Below are 17,517 nucleotides of genomic sequence, written 5' to 3'. Positions count from 1 at the left end.
CAATATCCCGCGCTCGCGCGGGTTCCCCGCAAGGCGACGACCGCGAACTTAACCAAACCGCAATGAGGAAGTGCCCACGCCATGGTCCCACTGGCTCGGCGCAATAGCGGTGCGAGCCAACGTGCGGGAGCACGGCCCCTGTGCCCCCTCCTCGCGGCCATCCCCAGGGCCGTCCTGCGCCCCTTGTGCGCACAAGCCGCCATATGTAGACTAAGGCACATGCAACGCCTCACGCGCACCGCAACGCGTACCCTCGTCGCCTTCCTGGATGCACCCCGGAGCTGGCGCCACGGGTACGACCTCATGAAGCTGGCCGACGTCTCCTCCGGCACCCTCTACCCCCTCCTCGCGCGCCTCACGGAAGACGGATGGCTCGAGTCGCGGTGGGAAGAGTCCGAGTTCCAGGGTAGGCCGCCGCGCCAACTCTATCGTCTCACCGCCACGGGGCGCGCCGAGGCCCGCACCGCGCTCGAACGCGCGGACGCGAACTGGCTGCGTCTCCCGAACCCCAGCGAGGTCGGACGATGAGCGCACCTGTCCCTGCGGTCACCCGACGCCTCCTGCGGTCCTTGTCGCGTTTCGTCGCTCCCTCCCGCGCCGACCTGGCGCGCGGCATGGTCGCCGAACTCGATGCCATCGAGGATCCGACCGAAGCCCGCCGCTTCGCGCTCGGCGCACTGGCGGCCATCGCCCGCATGTCCATTCGGCGCCCGCCGCAGTCCCCGGCGGCAACACCAGCACGCTTGTCTGCCCTGGGCACGGCATTCGGTTCACATCCTGGAGGCTCCCCGATGCTCCCGCTCTCAACGCGACAGCTCCTGCAACGCTGCCTCATCCCGTTCGTCACCGCACTCGTGGCAATCACAGGGGTGATGCTCTCAATGTTTGGGATGCGTGTCGTGAAGCAGTTGGGTGAACGCGGCGAATCCATCGGCACCATCCTTGGGACGATCGCCCTCGGGCTCCCCTTCACCATGGCCATGACGGTCCCGATGGCCGTCTTCGTGGCCGTCATCTGGGTCTTTGCCCGCCTGGGCGCCGAGGGAGGCCTCAGTGCCGCCAGGCACGACCGCAACGCGCTTCGTGCGCTGCTCGTCCCGGTCCTGATCGGAGCGACGACCATCGGGGCGCTGATGTTCGTCTCCAACACGCAGCTGCTCCCGCACGCCAACGCGCGCCTGGGCGAGGTGCTCTCGGGGGGCCGTTCCTACCCAAGTGACCGCACCATGACCGTCGGGGAACTCCGCGCGGCCGCCATCGTCGCGCGCGCCGAAGCTGGCACGAAGGGCAACGCACGCGCCGCGGCCTTTGAGGTGGAGGTCCAGAAGAAGTTCGCCATCTCGGCGGCGTGCATCGTGCTCGCGCTGGCCGGTGTGACGATCGCGCTGCGTTTCCCGCGTGGCGGTGCGTGGCTGGTGACTGGCTCAAGTATCATCGTCTTCATGGGGTACTACGGTGCGTTGATCGCCGGGGAAACACTTGCCGACCGCATGGTGCTCTCGCCCATGGTCGCGATGTGGACGGCGAACGCGCTGGTCCTCGGACTTGGGGCGCTGCTCTTGCGGCCGGCCATTGTTGTGCCACAGGCTGTGGCCAAATCCTTCTAGCGTTCGCTTGCCCGAGAGGCATGATCCGGACCATTCGACGTGCCGAGCGTCGCCGGCCTTCCGGCGTCAGCGGCCACGCCAGCACCGGAAACCGATCACCATGTCGCGATGGAGAAGCGCGGCATACAGCATTTGCACAGTGGCGTGGGGGGTATGGGCGCCGGCCTTGCCCCTCGGCACGACGGGAACCCCTTACGGCCTGAGGGTCGGCGCCCCCTTGGACATTCTCGCGTCACGCCCACATCTTGACGCGGTGAGCACTCCCGCCTGGCCCAACCACACCCGCCGCCCCGACCTCGAGGCCGCACTTAACGCCCTCGCCCAGATCCACCACGTCGCCGGCGAGCCGCCACAGGTCACCCTCTACGAACTCGCTCGACTGGCTACCGACGCCCTGCAGGTCGAGCGTTTCGGCGTCTGGTGCGCCACCGAGGACCGCAGCGCGATTCGCCTCTACTTCCTCTATTCGCGTTCCACCGGCGCCGTCGCCGACGGCACCATCCTGCGGAAGGACGACTTCGCGAGTTACTTCCGCGCCCCGGATGCGCGCACGGTCTGCATCGATGACGTCACCACCGATCCCATCGCGGCAGACCTCCTGGAGCCCTACCTCGCCCCCCTCGGGATCGGCGCCCTGCTCGATGCCCCGATCTACTCCGAAGGCATACCGTCCGGGATGGTCTGCCACGAGCACGTCGGTGGTCCGCGCAGCTGGACCGACGACGAACGCCTGTTCGCCGGGACCATCGCCGACAACGTTAGCCGGCTCCTCGAGGAATTCCTGCGACAACGCGCGGAGCAGAACCTCCGGGTCTACCAGCGGGAACTGCAAGTCCTCAACCGGCTCGAGGCGATGGGTCGCATGGCCGCAGGGATCGCGCACGACTTTCGGAACCTCTTGACCGTTGTATCGGCCAGCGCCGAGCTGCTCGCCGAGGAAGGACTCGCCCCGGGGCAACGCAGCCATCTCGACAACATGCTCGCGGCCGTCACCCGGGGGCAGGACCTCGCCCACGAACTGATGCACTTCGGGCGGGACGTGGCCGGGCGCCCCAGCGTGCAAGCGCTCCGTCCGTTCCTGGAGAACCTCATCCGCCTCGCTGCCCCCTCGCTCGGGCGTTGCACGGTGGAACTCCACCAGGAACGCGACGTCAGTCGGGTCCTCATCGACCGGCCGGAGCTCGAGCGCGTCATGCTGAACCTCCTCAACAATGCGCGCGATGCCATGGAAGGAACCGGGGTGATCCGCGTCGAGGTCACGCAGGCCGCCGGGGACCCCAAGTCGGCCGGGATCGGGCGCGCGGTCTCTATCGCCGTCGTCGACCGCGGCATCGGCATGGATGCCGATACGCGATTGCGCGTCTTTGAGCCCTTCTTCACAAACAAACCCGGCGGAACAGGGCTCGGCCTCGCCGTCGCACGGCAGATCGTCTCGCGCGCCGGCGGGACCATTGAGGTGGAGAGCAGCCCCGGTGTGGGGACCGCCATGCGGGTCATCCTCCCCGTGATCGAGTAACGCCACAAGGGGCAGCGTGGCGCCGCCGCCCACCATCTCGCGGGAGGCGCCCCCCCGAAATGGGTGCCTGAACCCCTACGCCGGATACGGTAAACGCCCACACACAACGAGGGCGCGGCGGCGTTGGTGGAGGTAAGGGCCGCCGCCGCGAGACCACCTCCGGTCGCACCGCGTGGCCCGTTCCGCCTGGAGGTCACATGAACCATCGCAGCGCACGTCCCAAGGCGCTCCGCCGGCTGTTCGTTGGCTCGTTGGTACTCGCCGCGTCCGTCGCCGCCTGTAGTGACGACAACGGCGTGGCTCCTGCCACCGACCTGTCACCGGCACTCACTGCCGTACTCGACACGGCGATCAATGACGAGTATCACGCCGAATACATTTACCTGCGCGTCCTGTCGGACTTCGGGAACGTGCTACCGTTCTTCAACGTGGTCGTGGCCGAACAGCGACACTCGGCGTCGCTCGCCTCGCTCTTCGAGCGACGCGCACTTCCGACGCCGGCCAATCGGTGGAACCTCGACAACGTGCCACGGTTTGCCACCCTCCCGGCCGCCTGCGCGGCCGCCGCGACCGCAGAACTGGAGAACATCGCCATGTACGATCGGTTCCTGGCGCAGGACCTGCCGTTTGATGTGCGCACCGTCCTCTCCAACAACCGACGAGCGTCGCTGGATCGACATCTCCCGGCGTTTCAGCAATGCGGCGGCTGACGAACCCTCTTCGCCCTGACGCCTAACGCTGGCGCGCGACCGTGGGACGCGGGAACAGGTCCTGCGGTTGGCGCGCCGCGCGCAGCCGGGTCGCGGCCGCCTGGACCAGGGCGTCCTCGGCCAGCGACCGACGCACCTCCGCCGCGTTCCCCAGAGTGATCCGCACCATCTCCCGGCCGAGGAAGGTCGCCACCAGCCGCGAGGCCCCATCAAACGTGGCCCGGTCGATCGCGAACCCACGGTCTTGGAGGGCACGCCACGCGCCGTCGAGGAGGTCCGGGGTCACCGCCGTGAAGGGCGAGCGGACGGCTCCGCGGACGGCCGGCGTCGTCGCATACGTCGTCAACACGTCGCGAAACTCCCGGATGCGGGATCCCAGCTGCGCCTGCAAGGCCAGCTCACCGCGCGTCGGTTCCGGGTCCGGCAACGCGACGTCCGGCGCGATGCCCCTGTTTTCGAACACTTCGCGGCCTGCATCCGTTCGGTAGGTAACCGGGTCCGTCGTTCCGTCCTCCCGGGCCTCCGCGCCGGCTCGATCGATGGACCGGCCCGACGGGGTGAACCAACGCGCCGTGGTCAACTTGAGCCCGCCGCGTCCCGCCTCGAACACCGCCTGCGCGCTCCCCTTCCCAAAGGTGGATTGCCCCATCAACAGGGCGCGATCATGGTCCTGCAGGGCGCCGGCCACAATCTCGCTGGCGCTCGCCGTCCCCTGGTCGACCAGCACCACCACCGGCAGCGTCGACCACCGCTGCGCCGTCATCGCCCGGTACGTCCGGTCGTTCGCCTCGCCGCGCCCCCGCATGCTCACGATCACCGCGGCACTGTCGAGGAACAACTCGCTCACCGCAGCCCCCTGGGTCAGCAGGCCACCGGGATTGTTGCGCAGGTCCAGGACAACCGACCGCATGCCGACGCGCTGCAGCGAATCCACGGCACGAATCAGCTCACGGTCCGTGGAATCCGAGAACACCTTGAGGTCGACATAACCAACGCCACCGTCCAGCAACGCCGTGCGCCGTACGGCCGTCCGGTGAATCTCCCGTCGCACCAGACGTACAGCGAACGACTGTGGCCGGCCCGGGCGCTCGATCTGGAGTGTCGCCGTCGTGCCGGTGTCGCCGCGCAACGCCGCCCGGGTTTCGTCGTCCGTCCATCCGCGTGTTGAGCGACCGTCGATCTGCGTGATGCGATCGCCGGACACCAAACCTGCTCGCTCCGCGGGTGTCCCGGCGATCACCGCGAGCACCATCGGCCACCCGTCGCGCGCATCAAAGCGGATCCCGAGACCGGTGTAGATACCAGCGGTCGTTTCGGTCAGGCGCGCGAGACGCGCAGAATCCAGGTACACCGTGTTGGGATCGCCGAGTTCGGCGAGCAGCCCCGTCAGCGTCCGCTCGAACAGGTCCGCGGTCGTCAACGAATCCACGTAATTGCGTCGGATCCGCTGCATGACGTCGTCCAGTAGCCGCTCACCCCGAGCATCGCCCCTCGTCGCGGGCAGCACCATCCCCTTCCCCAGCAGCCACCCTCCGCTGGCCATGGCCACGAAGAGAATCGCTGCGGCGATCGTTGTCCGGGAGCGAGAGATGGGACTCACCTGGTATCAGACCCGCGAAGGCCACCGAACGTTTCAGGGAGCCCCCTGGCCAGGGCGAGGCCGATCCGCTCCTCGACCTCAGACTCCGCTCCGGCAGCATCCACCAGGACGATCGGGCCGCACTCCGGATGCTGACCCTGCCAACCCGCCGATGCGAACTCCCGGAAGGCCAGGGCAACCCGGCGATGGAACTCCGCTTCGGCGCGTTCCAGCCGATCCGGCTCACCGCGAGCCGCCGCACGGCGCGTTCCCTCACCGACGGGGAGGTCGAGGAGCAAGGTCAGATCCGGGACCAGCGTGTTGGTGGCGAACTCGTTGGCCCGTCGCACCGCTCCTTCGTCGAGGCCACGCCCGGCCACCTGATATGCGTACGTCGAAAGGAAGAACCGATCAGTCAACACCACGGCGCCTTCGCGCAGGCGGGGTCGGATCACGTCGTCCACGAGCTGCGCCCGAGACGCCATGAACAACAACGCTTCGGCGCGGGCGCTGACGTCATGCGGCGCGTCGAGCAGCAGTCGCCGGATCTCGTCGCCCAGCGGAGTTCCCCCCGGCTCGCGCACCACCTGAACCGCCATACCTGACGCGCGCACCCGGGCGGCCAATCGCTGCAATTGCGTCGTCTTCCCTACGCCCTCGGCGCCCTCCAGCACAACCAGTGCGCCGGGCATCTCCGCCTCAGGCCAACGTGATGATCGGACTCGCCGCGCCCGCCTTGATCCCCTCGGCGATCCACTGGTTCACCTGCATCATCAGCTTGTCGAAGTTCTCTTGCGTCGCAACCGCGCGCTGGTAGGCTGCCGTCACCTGCACCTTGCCCAGCAACTCGTCCAGCTCCTGCTCCATCGCCGGCGTGGGCTCCTGGCCCTGGGAGATCATGCGCTGCGCGTCGCGACGAAGCGTCTCCATGCGCTGCAGGTTGGTCACCGCATCGCGATCGTTCCCGAGGTCGTCGTTGGCTCGCTTCAGCGCCTTGTACTCATCACTCTGTCCGATGAGCCGGCCGAGTTCCTTTGCTTTCGCGTCGATCATATCGCAGCGGGTGGGGGTCAGGTGCCGATGGAGCTTAGTCGAGCCTGGCGCACGAGGCCATCACGAATCGATCGCGCCCGGTATAGTCGGGGAGCACCCGCGTCTCGGCAAAAGCCCCCGACGCCTCGATGAGCCGCGCAACCGTGTGGGCACGTCGGCAATCCACCTCGAGCGCCAGCAGTCCACCGGGCTGGAGATGGCGGCCGGCACCAGCGACGACGAGACGCGTGACGGCCAGGCCGTCGTCATCACAGCACAGGGCCTGCGTGGGCTCCCAATCGCGAACGAGCCGCGGAAGGTCGTGGACCTCGTTCCAGGCGATATACGGCGGATTCGAGACCACCACGTCCACCCGCTCCCCGCGAAGCGGCGCAAAGCCGCTTCCCATGCGAAAGTCCACCGAGACGCGGAGCGAATCGCGAACACCGGCGGCATTGTTGCGGGCCACCGCGAGGGCATCCGCCGAGACGTCCGTGGCAATCACCCGCTCGAAGTGCCCCTCCGCGGCCAGAGCCAGCGCAATGGCGCCTGATCCGGTTCCCACGTCGACCGCGACCTTCCCTCTCCTCGCTTGAGGGCTGGCCAGGACCAGGTCGACCAGCCGCTCGGTTTCGGGCCGCGGGATCAGGACCCGCTCATCGACATCGAGATTGAGGAAGCGAAAGGCCGCGCGGCCCACCGCGTAGGCGAAGGGGGCGCCAGCGGCGCGCCGCCGGGCCGCGCGCGTTATGGCTTCCCGCTCCTGGGGCGTGGCACGTTGGGCCGCGTTGAGGTTGGGCCAGAAGCGGGGGCGATCCAACACGGCGGCAACGAGGTCCCTCGCTTCGGTCCGCGGCGCCTCGACGCCGGCATGTCCCAGCGCCACCTCTACCTCGGCGACCAGTTCACCAAACGACGCCCCTTCACCGGTGATCCCAGTGGGAACTGACCTGGGGCTCTGCCCGGGCTCAAATGCGCCGAACGTCATGAGCCGCCATCTCCCGAGAGTTTTTCCTCGAGGTCCGCGAGCTTGAGGGCATCGATCAGCCGCCCGATGTCCCCATCCATCACCGTGGGAAGGTCGTGCAGTGTCAGGTTGATGCGGTGATCCGTGACGCGGCTCTGCGGATAATTGTAGGTCCTGATCTTGGCCGACCGGTCACCAGTCGAGACGGCCGACTTACGCAAGCGCGAGCGGGCCTCCTGCTGTTCACGGATGCGCTCATCGAGTAGTCGGGCCCGGAGGACTTCCATGGCCTTCGCCCGGTTCTGGATCTGTGAACGCTGGTCCTGCTGCTGCACGACGATCCCGGTGGGGAGGTGCGTGATGCGGACTGCGGAGTCCGTGGTGTTTACCCCCTGGCCACCAGGCCCGGAGGCGCGAAACACGTCGACGCGGAGTTCCTTCTCGTCGATGTTCACGTCGATCTCCTCGGCTTCCGGCAGGACGGCCACCGTGGCAGCGGAGGTGTGAATACGCCCCGCGGCCTCGGTCACCGGCACGCGCTGCACCCGGTGTACCCCGCCCTCCCAGCGCAGGTCACCAAAGGCACCATCGCCGACGACCTTGAAGATGACTTCGCGAAGCCCACCGAGGGTCCCGGCCGACGCCGAGATGGTCTCGATGCGCCACCCGCCACGTCGCTCGATGTAGCGCGTGTACATGCGATGCAAGTCCGCCGCAAAGAGGGCCGCTTCGTCGCCCCCCGTCCCCGCCCGCACCTCAACGATGGCCGTGCGATCGTCGAGCGGATCATGCGGCACCAGGAGCGGTCGGACCTCCAGCTCAAGACGTGCGATCTCGTCATCGAGCCGCGCCGCCTCCGCGCGAGCTTCGGCCGCAAACTCCGCGTCCTCGCCGGCGGCCAGCTCGCGCGCCCCAACCAGCTCCGCGTCACAACGCTCCAGTCGCGACGCAATCACGAGGACGCCCTGCAGCCGTTGGTGCTCTCGGCCTAACGAGGCCAGGCGCCGCGCGTCACGGGTCGTGGATGGATCTGCGAGTTCTTCTTCTACCTGGCGGGCACGGCCCACCGCGTCCGCCAGGCGAGCGCGGATGAGGCTCAGGTGGCCTTACCGGCGTACTTCTGGCGGAAACGCTCCACGCGGCCGGCGGTGTCAACCAACTTCTGCTTGCCAGTGTAGAACGGGTGGCAGCTGGAGCAGATGTCGAGCGAAAGCTCGGCGACGGTCGACCGCGTTTGCCAGGTGTTGCCACAGGCGCAGCGGACAGTGCAGGTCGCGTACTCGGGATGGATATCGGTCTTCACGGCAGAGTCGGCGTTCTTTGAGAGCTGGGAAAGCTCACCAGAGAGGTAGCAAAGATCAAGTGGGACAAGGGGATAGCCACCGAAAGCCGCCGACAGTCCCCGCCCCCCCGTGCCCCCCGTGCTGCCCGTACCGCGCGGTTCCCAGCCCCCCCCGATGACCGGAAGCCCAGTCCCGAGCCCCGCCCCCCCAGCCCCCCAGCGCCCCCATATCCCCATCTGTGCCCCCCATCACCGCACCCCAGTGCCTTTCCCGCATATCCTCCCCCGCGCCTGTGACGCCGGCCTCAGTCTGGCGTCCCTCAACGTAGTGTTGCCCCCCTCGGGGGCTGCCCAAGCCCTTCCTCGTCCGGCTGATGTCGACCACATTGCTTGAAAGGCCCATCCGCGCCATGGATAACGCCGCTTTCCTTCGCTCAATTCCGCTCTTCACCAAGCTCGACGACGCCGAACTCGTCCGGTTCGGTGAGCTCATGCGGGAGAAGAACTACCCCAAGGGGAGCGTCATCGTCTTCGAGGATGACCCCGGCGACTCGCTGTTTGTGGTACGCCAGGGCCGGGTGAAGGTCGTCCTGATCGGTGAGGATGGCCGCGAGGTCATTCTGGGCGTCCTCGGCGTCGGCGAGCACTTTGGCGAATTGTCCCTCATCGACGACCAGCCCCGCTCGGCGCACGTGATCGCTATGGAGGAGACCGGCCTCCTGGTCCTCCGTCGCGACGACTTCCGCCGGCGCGTCGAGGCCAATCCGGCCGTGGCATGGTCGCTCATGAGCGAGCTGACCCGACGCTTGCGCCGCGCCGATGCCAAGATCCACGGCTTGGCCCTGCTCGACGTGCCGGGGCGCATCGCCCGTCTGCTCCTCGACTTCGCCGAAGAAGGCGGATCGGACCTCATCGAGAAGCCGCTGACCCACCAGACCATCGCCCACATGATCGGCGCCAGCCGCGAGACCGTCAGTCGGACGATCCGCGACTTCCAGATCCAGGGGCTCATCAAGGTCGAACGTCGGCGCATCTCCGTGGCCAACCGCCCGGCGCTTCGCCAGATGGCGCAGGCCCGCGTCTAACCCTCCGCGCTGGCATCGGGTCCATCGCTCCGGCGAGGGACCGAGGCCAGCGTCTCGTCACCCGCATGCGCGCGCGCTTCTGGGGTACTCGCGGTTCCTGCCCTGCCCCCGGGCCCCATACCGTCAAGTACGGCGGCAACACCACCTGCCTCGAACTCCGCACCGATGATGACACGCTCGTCATCTTCGACGCCGGATCAGGCATTCGCGAGTTGGGGCTCACCCTCGCCGCCGCCAGCAACGGCGCACCGATCCGTGGCGACCTGTTCTTCAGCCACGCCCATTGGGACCACATCCAGGGGCTCCCGTTCTTCACCCCGGCCTTCCAGAAGGGGAACCAGTTTCGCCTGTTCGGCTCACCGGCGCTGGAGCGCAGCCTGGAGGTCGTCCTGCGCCAGCAGATGAGCCCCGTGGTGTTCCCCGTGGCCTTCGACCAACTCTCGGCGCGCATGGAGTTCGCCCCCTTCAGCTCCTATGCGCACGAAGGAAGCGGATACGCGTTGCGAGCGATCAATGTCCGTCACCCCGGTGGGGCCCTCGGCTTCCGCGTCCATCCGCCTGGCCAACCCGATCGCTCCATTGTCTTCATCCCGGACAACGAACTCGACCGCGACGGTGACCGCGCCGAAGATGCGTCGACGCGTGATGCCCTCGTCGACTTCGCCCGTGGCGCGCGCATCCTCATCCACGATGCGATGTACACCGGCGCCGAGTACATGAACCACCGCGGCTGGGGCCATTCGTCCTATCGCGACGCCGTGGACTTTGCCATCGCCGCCGAGGTGGAAACGCTGGTGCTCTTTCACCACGAGCCGGAGCGCAGCGACGATGCCATGGACGCCATGCTGACCCTCTGTCACCAGATGGTTCAGGAGCGCAACGGACACGTCCGCGTCATCGCCGCGGAAGAGGGAGCCTCCCTCGAGGTTTAGCTGGCGCGCCAGCGACGCGCGAGCACCCACGCGTGCGGCAGCGCCACCAACAGCGCCACGTGCTCCGCGCGCTGCGGCGTCTGCAGCAGCCCCAACACCACCCCCACCAGGGCCAGCGCAGCCACCACGGCCACATACAGGCGCGCCCGCGGGCCGAGCGCCCCACGACGCCACACCACCCAGGCGAGCCCCCACCACAGCGGGTTGAGGTACAGCAGGTTCACGTTGCCGTACGCCCACGTGTGCCGCGTGAAGCCCCACAGGATGACGAGTAGCAGCCCGAGCAGCCCCGCCACGGTACACCAGGTGGCGGCCGCCACGCGTTCCGCGCGAGACGAGAGGCGCGAGGCCAGGGCCAGGGCCGCCGTCAGGGCAAGGGCGATGAGCGCGTAACGCCCCTGGTGATTCGCAGGGGCAGCCAGCTCGGCGGGTCGGGCGGCGCGAAATAGCTCGCGTTCGGCGGCGACCAGGGGACGGTTGGTGCCGCTCGTATCTGGCACCTGCACCTCGCGCAGGGCGTCCTGCAGGCGCATGGGGACGAACAGCGCTTCGTGCCGCGTCATCTCCCGATCCGACGGCGACCCCAGCCCGATATCGATCCCCGTGTACAACAGGTCCGCATCCGCCAGGCGACGCGCCTCATCGCGAAAGGTGCGACCGGAGCCGGTGCCCGCGAATTGGCGCTGCAAGATCCCGCCTAACGCCTTGTCGATCGCGTCGCGCGCCCGCGTGGAGCAATTGTCCCCGAAATAGTCGTACCGATAGTACTTGTTCGCCTCCAGCGCATTCCACTCCACAAACTCCCGCAGCGCCACGCGTTGCGCGGGGGTCAGGGCCAACTCCTGGATGGAGACCGACCGGTTCGCGCGGCGGTAGAACTCCACGGTGAGCTGTGCATCATACGGCTCGACGCGGTAGCGCATCTCCCCGCGGATGAAACGCGGCAGGAAGTCGGCTTCGCCAAAGTCGAAGACGCCCCAGTTGTACACCACGTCCGTCCCGGCCGCTCGGTCCCGGATGCCAACGGCGTTGTGGCCGAAGCGCTCCCAGATGAGGTCACCGGGCCCCATCGTCATGAGGTACACCTCAAGCTCCGCCCCCGGCACCGGAGGGGGCTGGGCGCCCGCGATCCCCGCCTGGGACGCGAGGAGCAGGCCACACAGCCACAGCTGACCGAGGACGCGGGTCACAGGCGCACTTCCTTGCCTTCTTCTGCAGATCGGTAGGCCGCATCCAGCACCCGGTGCACGATCACCTGGTCCGTCGGGGGATCATAGGGCACCTCGCCGCGAACCACGGCTACGAAATGCGTCAACTCGGACCGGTACGACTGGAGGAACGGGCTCTCCCGTGCCACCGCGCCCGTCGGGGTGACGTTCACTGGAACACCATTCAACTCCTTCACCACCCGCAGTGGGCCGAGGCGCGCCGTCCCGCGCTGCGCCGCCAGCTCGAACCACCATTGCTCCCCATCGCCGGCATGTGCCCAGCTCGTGTCGAAGGCGAGGGTCAGGCCGTGTTCGCACTCCACCACGAGAAGCGCGGACTCTTCCACCGCGTTCGTCCCGCGGCCTTTGTGCATACTCGCCCACACGCGTTGCGGCGCAGGAAACTCGGACGCCCACAGCGCCAGGTCGAGCAACGGCATCCCAAGCTCGAACAAGGAACCGCCCCCCGATTCCTGTCGACGCAGCCGCCACCCTTCAACGTGCCCTCGCACCTGGAGATGGCCCGTGCGAATCCCCGTCATGCGACCCAGTTCCTCACCGCGCAGGAACCCCATCAACGCCTGTACATCGGCGCGGAACCTCAGGTTGTTGCCGACCACCACTTTGCGCTTCGCCCGCGTGGCGGCGAGCAGGATGCGCTCGACCCCTCGCGCCGTCAGTGCCAACGGCCGCTCGCAGAGGACGTCCTTGCCCGCCGCAATCAACGCCAGCACATGTGGCTCGTGCAGGTGATTGGGGGTCGACACCACGGCGGCGTCGAACTCCGCGTCTTCGATGGCATCCTCGATGTCCGTAAAGACGTCCCGGACGCCGTGCCGGTCGGCCAGCGAGCGCGCCTTCGCCCGATCGTTGTCCACCAGGCACGCCACGGACACCCCGCGCGCCTTCGCCAACACCGGCAAATGCGTCAGCTGGGCAATCGCTCCAACACCGACCACGGCGACCTTCACGGGTTCACTCATCTCAACGCTCCGCGCAGCAGGACCGGTCGCCTACCGCACACGCGACAGGGTGGTTCCAGGGTAATAGGCCAGCAGGATCGTGGCCGCATCGGCCCCTGCGCGCGCGCGGGCGATGGCACCCCACTGACACATCCCCACCCCGTGCCCGTTGCCCCGTCCCCGCATGGTCAGCCCCTGCGTCGCCGACCAATCCGCCGAAACATAGGTCGACGGCAGGATCTCGCCACCGGCCGTCGCCAAGGCAAAACGCAGCGCGTTGCCGCGGAGGACGATCGTCCCTCGATCCGTCGCGAGTCGGAGCCCGGCGAGCCGACCGGATGCGGTTGTTCCGGCCTCCTCAACGCCGTGAATCGCACCGACCCCACGTCCCTCCGCACTCCGCGTCACCGTCGTCACCAGTTCCTGCTGGGACCACGATCGCTCCCAACGGAAGCGGGGAGAAATCTCGCACCACGCACGATCCGTCCCTGGCACGCGATCCGACACGGACCGGAGATACCCTTCCCCGGCGCCCGCGAAGACTTCATCCGGTGCCGCCGTCGCCCCACCGCACGTGGAGTGATACGGTGCCCGCACCACTTGCCCTCGATACGAAAGCACGATTCCCTCGGTCGCCGTGATCGCGGCGTCCGCCACCGCCGACTCCGCGTCCGATCCTCCATAGACCTGATCCACGGAACGCGAGGTGAGATCCCACGCGCGCGTCACTCCTTCCAGCGCACGCACGACGGTATAAGACCGGGCAGCAATCGCCTGCGCCTCCACCGCCGCCCGTTCGCCGCTCCCCCGCGGCCCAATTTCGAGGGGGACCACGCCGCGCAGGTACTCCTCGATCGGTAACACGTTGGCTACAAGGACCGCCGTATCGGTCGCGAGGTATCGCAGTTCGCCTCGGTACCGCCTGGTCTCCCAACTCACGCGACCACCTCCCGCCTCGTCCGCATCTGCCTGGACGGCAAACGGTTGGTCGCTCCATGCCGTCGCCCGACCGGTGGCCACCTGCACACCACGCAGGCGACGGCCATCACGCTCGATGCGCCATTCTCCAGCGCGCGATCCTCGCGCGTGCACCCGTCCCCACGCATCGAGCAACCGCCATGGCGCAGGGCCGCCAACGCCGAGGGATGCCACGCCAGACCCGAGCACCACGCGTATCTCGCGGGGCGCCCGAATGGTCGGTCCGGGTTGCGGCGGGCGAACCGCTGGAGAACCGTGAACCCGTGCGTCCCGGACTCCCCAAGCGACGAGGAGCGCGACCGCGAGGGCCTTCACCTGGCCGGCGATCGCCCGAACGCCGCGTCGGCCCCAAGTCCAACGACCGGCAGCGTTCGGCCAGTCGCCCGCGTCGCGGGGACCGGGGTAAGGGTGCGCGTGACGGTGCCCTGAAAGTCGTGGTCGTCCACGACGTCCGTGAGCTCCACCTCAACAATGGTGCCGGGCGGGGCGTCGGTGTCGACCCAGGTCACGCCGTCGATGTCATCCGCCTGGGCCGTGGTCCGTGCCTGCACCGCTCGCCCTGCGTTGCCCTTCCGATCAATGATGGCGGACACCCGCCGCCCGAGCAGCGCAGCGTAACGCTCGGCCGTGACCTGCCGCTGAAGTTCCTGCACCTGTTCGAGTCGCTCGCGTTTGAGACCGTCCGGCACGTCGTCGACCATGTCGGCTGCGCGCGTCCCCTCCTGCGGGGAATAGGTGAACGCCCCGACGCGCTCCAGCTGCACCTCATCGAGGAATTCGAGGAGCTCGCCAAATTCGGCGTCGGTTTCCCCCGGAAAGCCGACGATCACCGTCGTGCGGATCGCAAGCCCGGGAATTCGCGCCCGGAGTTCGCGGATCTTCTCCCGCTGGCGCGCCTGACGCTCCGGGCGGCGCATCCGGGCGAGCACCGTATCCGAGGCATGCTGCATGGGGATGTCGAGGTAGGGCACGATCCGCGGCTCACGGGCCACGAGGTCGATCACTTCATCGGTGAGCCCGGCACTGTAAATGTAGAGCAGCCGGAACCACGGGATCGACGTCTCGGCCACCAGGGTACGCAACAGCGCCGCGAGGCTGCGTCCGTCACGGCCGTCGCGCCCGTAGTGCGCGAGGTCCTGCGCCACCAGGTTTACTTCCCGCGCTCCCTGCGCCTCGAGCAGCTGGGCCTCGTGGACCAGGGTGTCGAGACCAAAGGACCGATGTTTGCCCCGCATGAGCGGGATCGCGCAGAACGCGCATCCGTGGTCACACCCCTCGGACACCTTGAGGTAGCGCACGTGGGGCAGGTCGCCGGTGTAGAGCCGCACCCCCGGGTGCACCAGTGACGGCGCGTCGCCCAGCAATCCGCGCGCCCCCACTTCCTCGATCAACCGGTCGGCTTCCGACGTGCCGAGGAACAGGTCGACCTCGGGCAGCGCCTCCCGCAACTCGTCCTTGTGCCGCTGAACCATGCAGCCCACGGCCGCGACCATCCGGCAGGACCCCGCCTCCTTGCGGCGAGCGGCCTCCACAATCGCGTCGATCGATTCCTTCTTGGCGGCGTCGATGAAGCCGCACGTATTCACGACGATCAGCTCCGCCCCGTCGAGGCCACTGGTCTCGCCGCCATGCGCGACCAGCTCGGCGACATAGCGTTCCGTATCGACGGTGTTCTTGTCACACCCCAACGTGACGACATGAAAGCGCATCAGTAGCCACGCTCGCGATCCACCACCCAGCGCGACGGGAGTCGTCCCGCCTCGAGGTCGGCGAGGCACTCGAGAAACCCGATCCCTGCCCCATGTGTGGTCGTCGGCCCCGAGGCGTGCGGCGAGATCATCACGCGCGGGTGGTCCCAGAGCGGGCTCGTGGACGGCAGCGGCTCGACCTCGAACACATCCAGGGCCGCCCCGGACAACCATCCCGCCTCCAACGCCTCCGGGAGGACGGCTTCGTCCACCACGGCACCGCGTCCCGCGTTAAGCAGTACCGCGCCACGACAGCGCCGCAGAAGCTCCCGGTCGAACAGGTGATACGTCGCCGGCGTGTTGGGCAGCGTCAGCACGATCCAGTCCGCCTCACCCACGAGATGTGACAGCGCCGTGACCGGGTACACGGCGCGAAAGGCAGGCTCCGTCGCGCGACCCGTGCGGGACACGCCGGTCACCGTGCAACCGAGCCCGCCAAAGGCCCGCGCGACGGCGCTGCCGACGTCACCGGTGCCCACCGCCAGCACGCGCGTCCCGGCGAGCGTGGGAATGTCGCGGCCGGTCCATTCATGCGCCGCCTGCGCGCGCGCGAGCCCCATGATGTCGAGCCGAAAACAGAGCGCGCGCGACAAGGCCCATTCCGCAATCGCCGGCCCAAAGGACTCCGGCGTGCGTGTGAGCAAGACCTCGCGACTGATTTCCACCGGGGCCATCCACGCATCGACCCCCGCCCCGGTGCAATGCACCCAGCGGATGTTGCCAAGCGTTGGCGTGGACGGGCGCCGGAACCCCACGTAGACCTCGCCCCACGCCAGGTCGGCGTCCGTCACGGCGGCGACCGGCGCACCACGCACCTCAAGCTCCGGACGCTGGACGCGGAGCCAGGCCGCGAGTTCCGCGTGGGCATTCGCCCCGATCACCACCCGGCGCGGGGCAAAGGGCAAGGTGAGAGTCATCAGCGGAAGTTGCCGAACTTCAGTTCGACCCCGAAGTCCTTGCCGCGCAGCAGCGCGATGGCGCCCTGCAGTTCGTCCTTGGAGGGAGACGCCACCCGCACCTGGTCCCCCTGGATGGAGGCCTGGACCTTCTTGAGCTTGGCCTCCTTGATCGCCGCCGAGACCTTCTTGGCGGTCTCCCCATCGAGGGCCATCGTGAGGCCGACGGTCTTCTTCACCGTATCGCCGCCGGCGGCAATGATCTCGCCCTCGTCGAGGTTCTTCACGGGCACGCCGCGCTTGATCAACTTGGTGAGCAGGATGTCGTACAACGCCCGCATCCTGAAGTCGTCGTCGGCAACGAGTTCCAGCTTGCCGTCTGCACGCGTGAAGGCGATCGACGCCTTCGATCCCTTGAAGTCGTAGCGCTGCGCGACCTCCTTCTGCGCCTGGTTCACGGCGTTGTCGACCTCCTGCAGGTCGACCCCGGTGGTCACGTCGAATGAGTAGTTGTCAGCCATGGGGACAAAATACGCAGCCGATCCCTACCGCACACGACCGCGGTCAGCTCGCGGGCCGCTCCGGACGCAGCGCGAGGTCAAAACCCAGCCAGGCGAGCTTGGAGATCGGGAAGAGGATCGCCGGGGTCACGACCAGCCCCAGGGGGACCATCACCTGCAAGGCGTCCCATGGCACCTCAGGCCAGCGCGCCGCCATGCTCCCCAGGAGGGCGAGCACAAAGACCCCCTCCCCGAGCACCAGGTTGAACATCATGGACCCGATGAAGTAGTCGGCCTCGCCACGTTGCAGGTCCAGGCCGCAGCTCCCGCAGGTCGCGCGCATCCGCCACCAGTGAACCAGGACGGGTCGCCCGCCACATTGCGGGCATCGCACGGTCAGGGCTCGTGCGGCGATACGCAGGGCAACGCCAACGCCGGGAAAGCGCAGCGGCAGGTCGGTGTTTGACTCACGGACAAGGGCGTCGCGGCCCTGCGGATCTACATCGGGGGGCACG

General features: G+C 68.1%; 19 protein-coding genes. 6 read left to right on the top strand and 13 right to left on the bottom strand.

The genetic code is table 11. The features are described from left to right. Positions 1-219: 219 nt before the first annotated feature. The 4 genes from IPK85_15690 (at position 220) to IPK85_15675 (ending at position 3,833) form a co-directional block, all read left to right on the top strand. Positions 220-528 (top strand): helix-turn-helix transcriptional regulator, encoded by a 309-nt coding sequence (locus IPK85_15690; protein MBK8248825.1) that lies wholly within the window; start codon positions 220-222, stop codon positions 526-528. After that, positions 525-1,607 carry an LptF/LptG family permease gene (locus tag IPK85_15685; protein ID MBK8248824.1) on the top strand — a complete coding sequence of 361 codons (1,083 nt, stop codon included), beginning with the start codon at positions 525-527 and terminating at the stop codon, positions 1,605-1,607. Before IPK85_15690 ends, IPK85_15685 begins: the two co-directional genes overlap by 4 nt. A gap of 253 nt (positions 1,608-1,860) precedes the next feature. Then, complete coding sequence (locus IPK85_15680) at positions 1,861-3,123, top strand: GAF domain-containing protein (protein MBK8248823.1); 1,263 nt, start codon at positions 1,861-1,863, stop codon at positions 3,121-3,123. A 197-nt stretch (positions 3,124-3,320) separates the two neighbouring features. Continuing rightward, positions 3,321-3,833, top strand: coding sequence for a DUF2202 domain-containing protein (locus tag IPK85_15675; protein ID MBK8248822.1), 513 nt, complete (start codon positions 3,321-3,323; stop codon positions 3,831-3,833). 22 nt (positions 3,834-3,855) lie between these two features. On the opposite strand, the gene IPK85_15670 is transcribed toward IPK85_15675, so the two are convergent. Genes IPK85_15670 through rpmE form a run of 6 tightly spaced genes read right to left on the bottom strand, consistent with a single transcriptional unit; the run spans position 3,856 to position 8,714 of the window. Further along, complete coding sequence (locus IPK85_15670; GenBank protein MBK8248821.1) at positions 3,856-5,433, bottom strand: S41 family peptidase; 1,578 nt, start codon at positions 5,431-5,433, stop codon at positions 3,856-3,858. Then, a complete protein-coding gene (gene tmk / locus IPK85_15665) occupies positions 5,430-6,104 on the bottom strand; it encodes a dTMP kinase (protein ID MBK8248820.1) in 675 nt (224 codons plus the stop codon). Before tmk ends, IPK85_15670 begins: the two co-directional genes overlap by 4 nt. Positions 6,105-6,111: 7 nt before the next feature. Next, complete coding sequence (locus IPK85_15660) at positions 6,112-6,465, bottom strand: YlbF family regulator (GenBank protein ID MBK8248819.1); 354 nt, start codon at positions 6,463-6,465, stop codon at positions 6,112-6,114. Between the two features lie 34 nt (positions 6,466-6,499). Beyond that, positions 6,500-7,432, bottom strand: a complete 933-nt coding sequence (gene prmC, locus IPK85_15655) for a peptide chain release factor N(5)-glutamine methyltransferase (protein ID MBK8248818.1) — start codon at positions 7,430-7,432, stop codon at positions 6,500-6,502. Further along, positions 7,429-8,511: a peptide chain release factor 1 gene (prfA, locus tag IPK85_15650; protein ID MBK8248817.1), complete on the bottom strand. Its 1,083-nt coding sequence runs from the start codon at positions 8,509-8,511 to the stop codon at positions 7,429-7,431. Before prfA ends, prmC begins: the two co-directional genes overlap by 4 nt. Next, positions 8,508-8,714 (bottom strand): 50S ribosomal protein L31, encoded by a 207-nt coding sequence (rpmE, locus tag IPK85_15645; GenBank protein ID MBK8248816.1) that lies wholly within the window; start codon positions 8,712-8,714, stop codon positions 8,508-8,510. The genes prfA and rpmE overlap by 4 nt, the downstream gene beginning before the upstream one ends. 389 nt (positions 8,715-9,103) lie before the next feature. Here rpmE and IPK85_15640 point away from each other — a divergent pair, with 389 nt between their 5' ends. Both IPK85_15640 and IPK85_15635 read left to right on the top strand, forming a co-directional pair. Then, positions 9,104-9,778, top strand: coding sequence for a Crp/Fnr family transcriptional regulator (locus IPK85_15640; GenBank protein MBK8248815.1), 675 nt, complete (start codon positions 9,104-9,106; stop codon positions 9,776-9,778). A 65-nt stretch (positions 9,779-9,843) separates the two neighbouring features. Continuing rightward, the gene (locus IPK85_15635) at positions 9,844-10,710 is read left to right on the top strand and encodes an MBL fold metallo-hydrolase (GenBank protein MBK8248814.1); all 867 of its coding nucleotides are present in this window, start codon (positions 9,844-9,846) and stop codon (positions 10,708-10,710) included. Here IPK85_15635 and IPK85_15630 read toward each other — a convergent pair. The 7 genes from IPK85_15630 to IPK85_15600 all read right to left on the bottom strand — a co-directional run bounded on the left by IPK85_15630 (position 10,707) and on the right by IPK85_15600 (position 17,516). Continuing rightward, positions 10,707-11,900: a DUF4105 domain-containing protein gene (locus IPK85_15630; protein MBK8248813.1), complete on the bottom strand. Its 1,194-nt coding sequence runs from the start codon at positions 11,898-11,900 to the stop codon at positions 10,707-10,709. The genes IPK85_15635 and IPK85_15630 overlap by 4 nt on opposite strands. Next, a complete protein-coding gene (locus tag IPK85_15625; GenBank protein MBK8248812.1) occupies positions 11,897-12,901 on the bottom strand; it encodes a Gfo/Idh/MocA family oxidoreductase in 1,005 nt (334 codons plus the stop codon). The genes IPK85_15630 and IPK85_15625 overlap by 4 nt, the downstream gene beginning before the upstream one ends. Before the next feature lie 30 nt (positions 12,902-12,931). Beyond that, on the bottom strand, positions 12,932-14,032 hold the full coding sequence (locus IPK85_15620) for a SpoIID/LytB domain-containing protein (GenBank protein ID MBK8248811.1): 1,101 nt from the start codon (positions 14,030-14,032) through the stop codon (positions 12,932-12,934). Between the two features lie 137 nt (positions 14,033-14,169). Beyond that, positions 14,170-15,567, bottom strand: coding sequence for a 30S ribosomal protein S12 methylthiotransferase RimO (gene rimO / locus IPK85_15615; protein ID MBK8248810.1), 1,398 nt, complete (start codon positions 15,565-15,567; stop codon positions 14,170-14,172). Beyond that, positions 15,567-16,523, bottom strand: a complete 957-nt coding sequence (locus IPK85_15610) for a D-2-hydroxyacid dehydrogenase (protein MBK8248809.1) — start codon at positions 16,521-16,523, stop codon at positions 15,567-15,569. The genes rimO and IPK85_15610 overlap by 1 nt, the downstream gene beginning before the upstream one ends. Then, on the bottom strand, positions 16,523-17,023 hold the full coding sequence (locus IPK85_15605; protein ID MBK8248808.1) for a YajQ family cyclic di-GMP-binding protein: 501 nt from the start codon (positions 17,021-17,023) through the stop codon (positions 16,523-16,525). The genes IPK85_15610 and IPK85_15605 overlap by 1 nt, the downstream gene beginning before the upstream one ends. Positions 17,024-17,066: 43 nt before the next feature. After that, positions 17,067-17,516 (bottom strand): DUF983 domain-containing protein, encoded by a 450-nt coding sequence (locus tag IPK85_15600; protein MBK8248807.1) that lies wholly within the window; start codon positions 17,514-17,516, stop codon positions 17,067-17,069. Position 17,517 lies beyond the last annotated feature (1 nt).

The organism is Gemmatimonadota bacterium, assembly GCA_016712265.1.
In the GTDB taxonomy this organism is placed as follows: domain Bacteria; phylum Gemmatimonadota; class Gemmatimonadetes; order Gemmatimonadales; family Gemmatimonadaceae; genus RBC101.
This window is presented reverse-complemented; position numbering and strand designations above follow the sequence as displayed.

What these genes read in the sequence shown, in the direction of transcription:
- IPK85_15640 (MBK8248815.1), top strand. Translation starts at nt 9,104, where the DNA reads ATGGATAACGCCGCTTTCCTTCGCTCAATTCCGCTCTTCACCAAGCTC.
- IPK85_15610 (MBK8248809.1), bottom strand. Translation starts at nt 16,523, where the DNA reads ATGACTCTCACCTTGCCCTTTGCCCCGCGCCGGGTGGTGATCGGGGCG.
- rimO (MBK8248810.1), bottom strand. Translation starts at nt 15,567, where the DNA reads ATGCGCTTTCATGTCGTCACGTTGGGGTGTGACAAGAACACCGTCGAT.
- tmk (MBK8248820.1), bottom strand. Translation starts at nt 6,104, where the DNA reads ATGCCCGGCGCACTGGTTGTGCTGGAGGGCGCCGAGGGCGTAGGGAAG.
- IPK85_15635 (MBK8248814.1), top strand. Translation starts at nt 9,844, where the DNA reads ATGCGCGCGCGCTTCTGGGGTACTCGCGGTTCCTGCCCTGCCCCCGGG.
- IPK85_15625 (MBK8248812.1), bottom strand. Translation starts at nt 12,901, where the DNA reads ATGAGTGAACCCGTGAAGGTCGCCGTGGTCGGTGTTGGAGCGATTGCC.
- IPK85_15690 (MBK8248825.1), top strand. Translation starts at nt 220, where the DNA reads ATGCAACGCCTCACGCGCACCGCAACGCGTACCCTCGTCGCCTTCCTG.
- IPK85_15675 (MBK8248822.1), top strand. Translation starts at nt 3,321, where the DNA reads ATGAACCATCGCAGCGCACGTCCCAAGGCGCTCCGCCGGCTGTTCGTT.
- IPK85_15685 (MBK8248824.1), top strand. Translation starts at nt 525, where the DNA reads ATGAGCGCACCTGTCCCTGCGGTCACCCGACGCCTCCTGCGGTCCTTG.
- IPK85_15660 (MBK8248819.1), bottom strand. Translation starts at nt 6,465, where the DNA reads ATGATCGACGCGAAAGCAAAGGAACTCGGCCGGCTCATCGGACAGAGT.
- IPK85_15605 (MBK8248808.1), bottom strand. Translation starts at nt 17,023, where the DNA reads ATGGCTGACAACTACTCATTCGACGTGACCACCGGGGTCGACCTGCAG.
- prmC (MBK8248818.1), bottom strand. Translation starts at nt 7,432, where the DNA reads ATGACGTTCGGCGCATTTGAGCCCGGGCAGAGCCCCAGGTCAGTTCCC.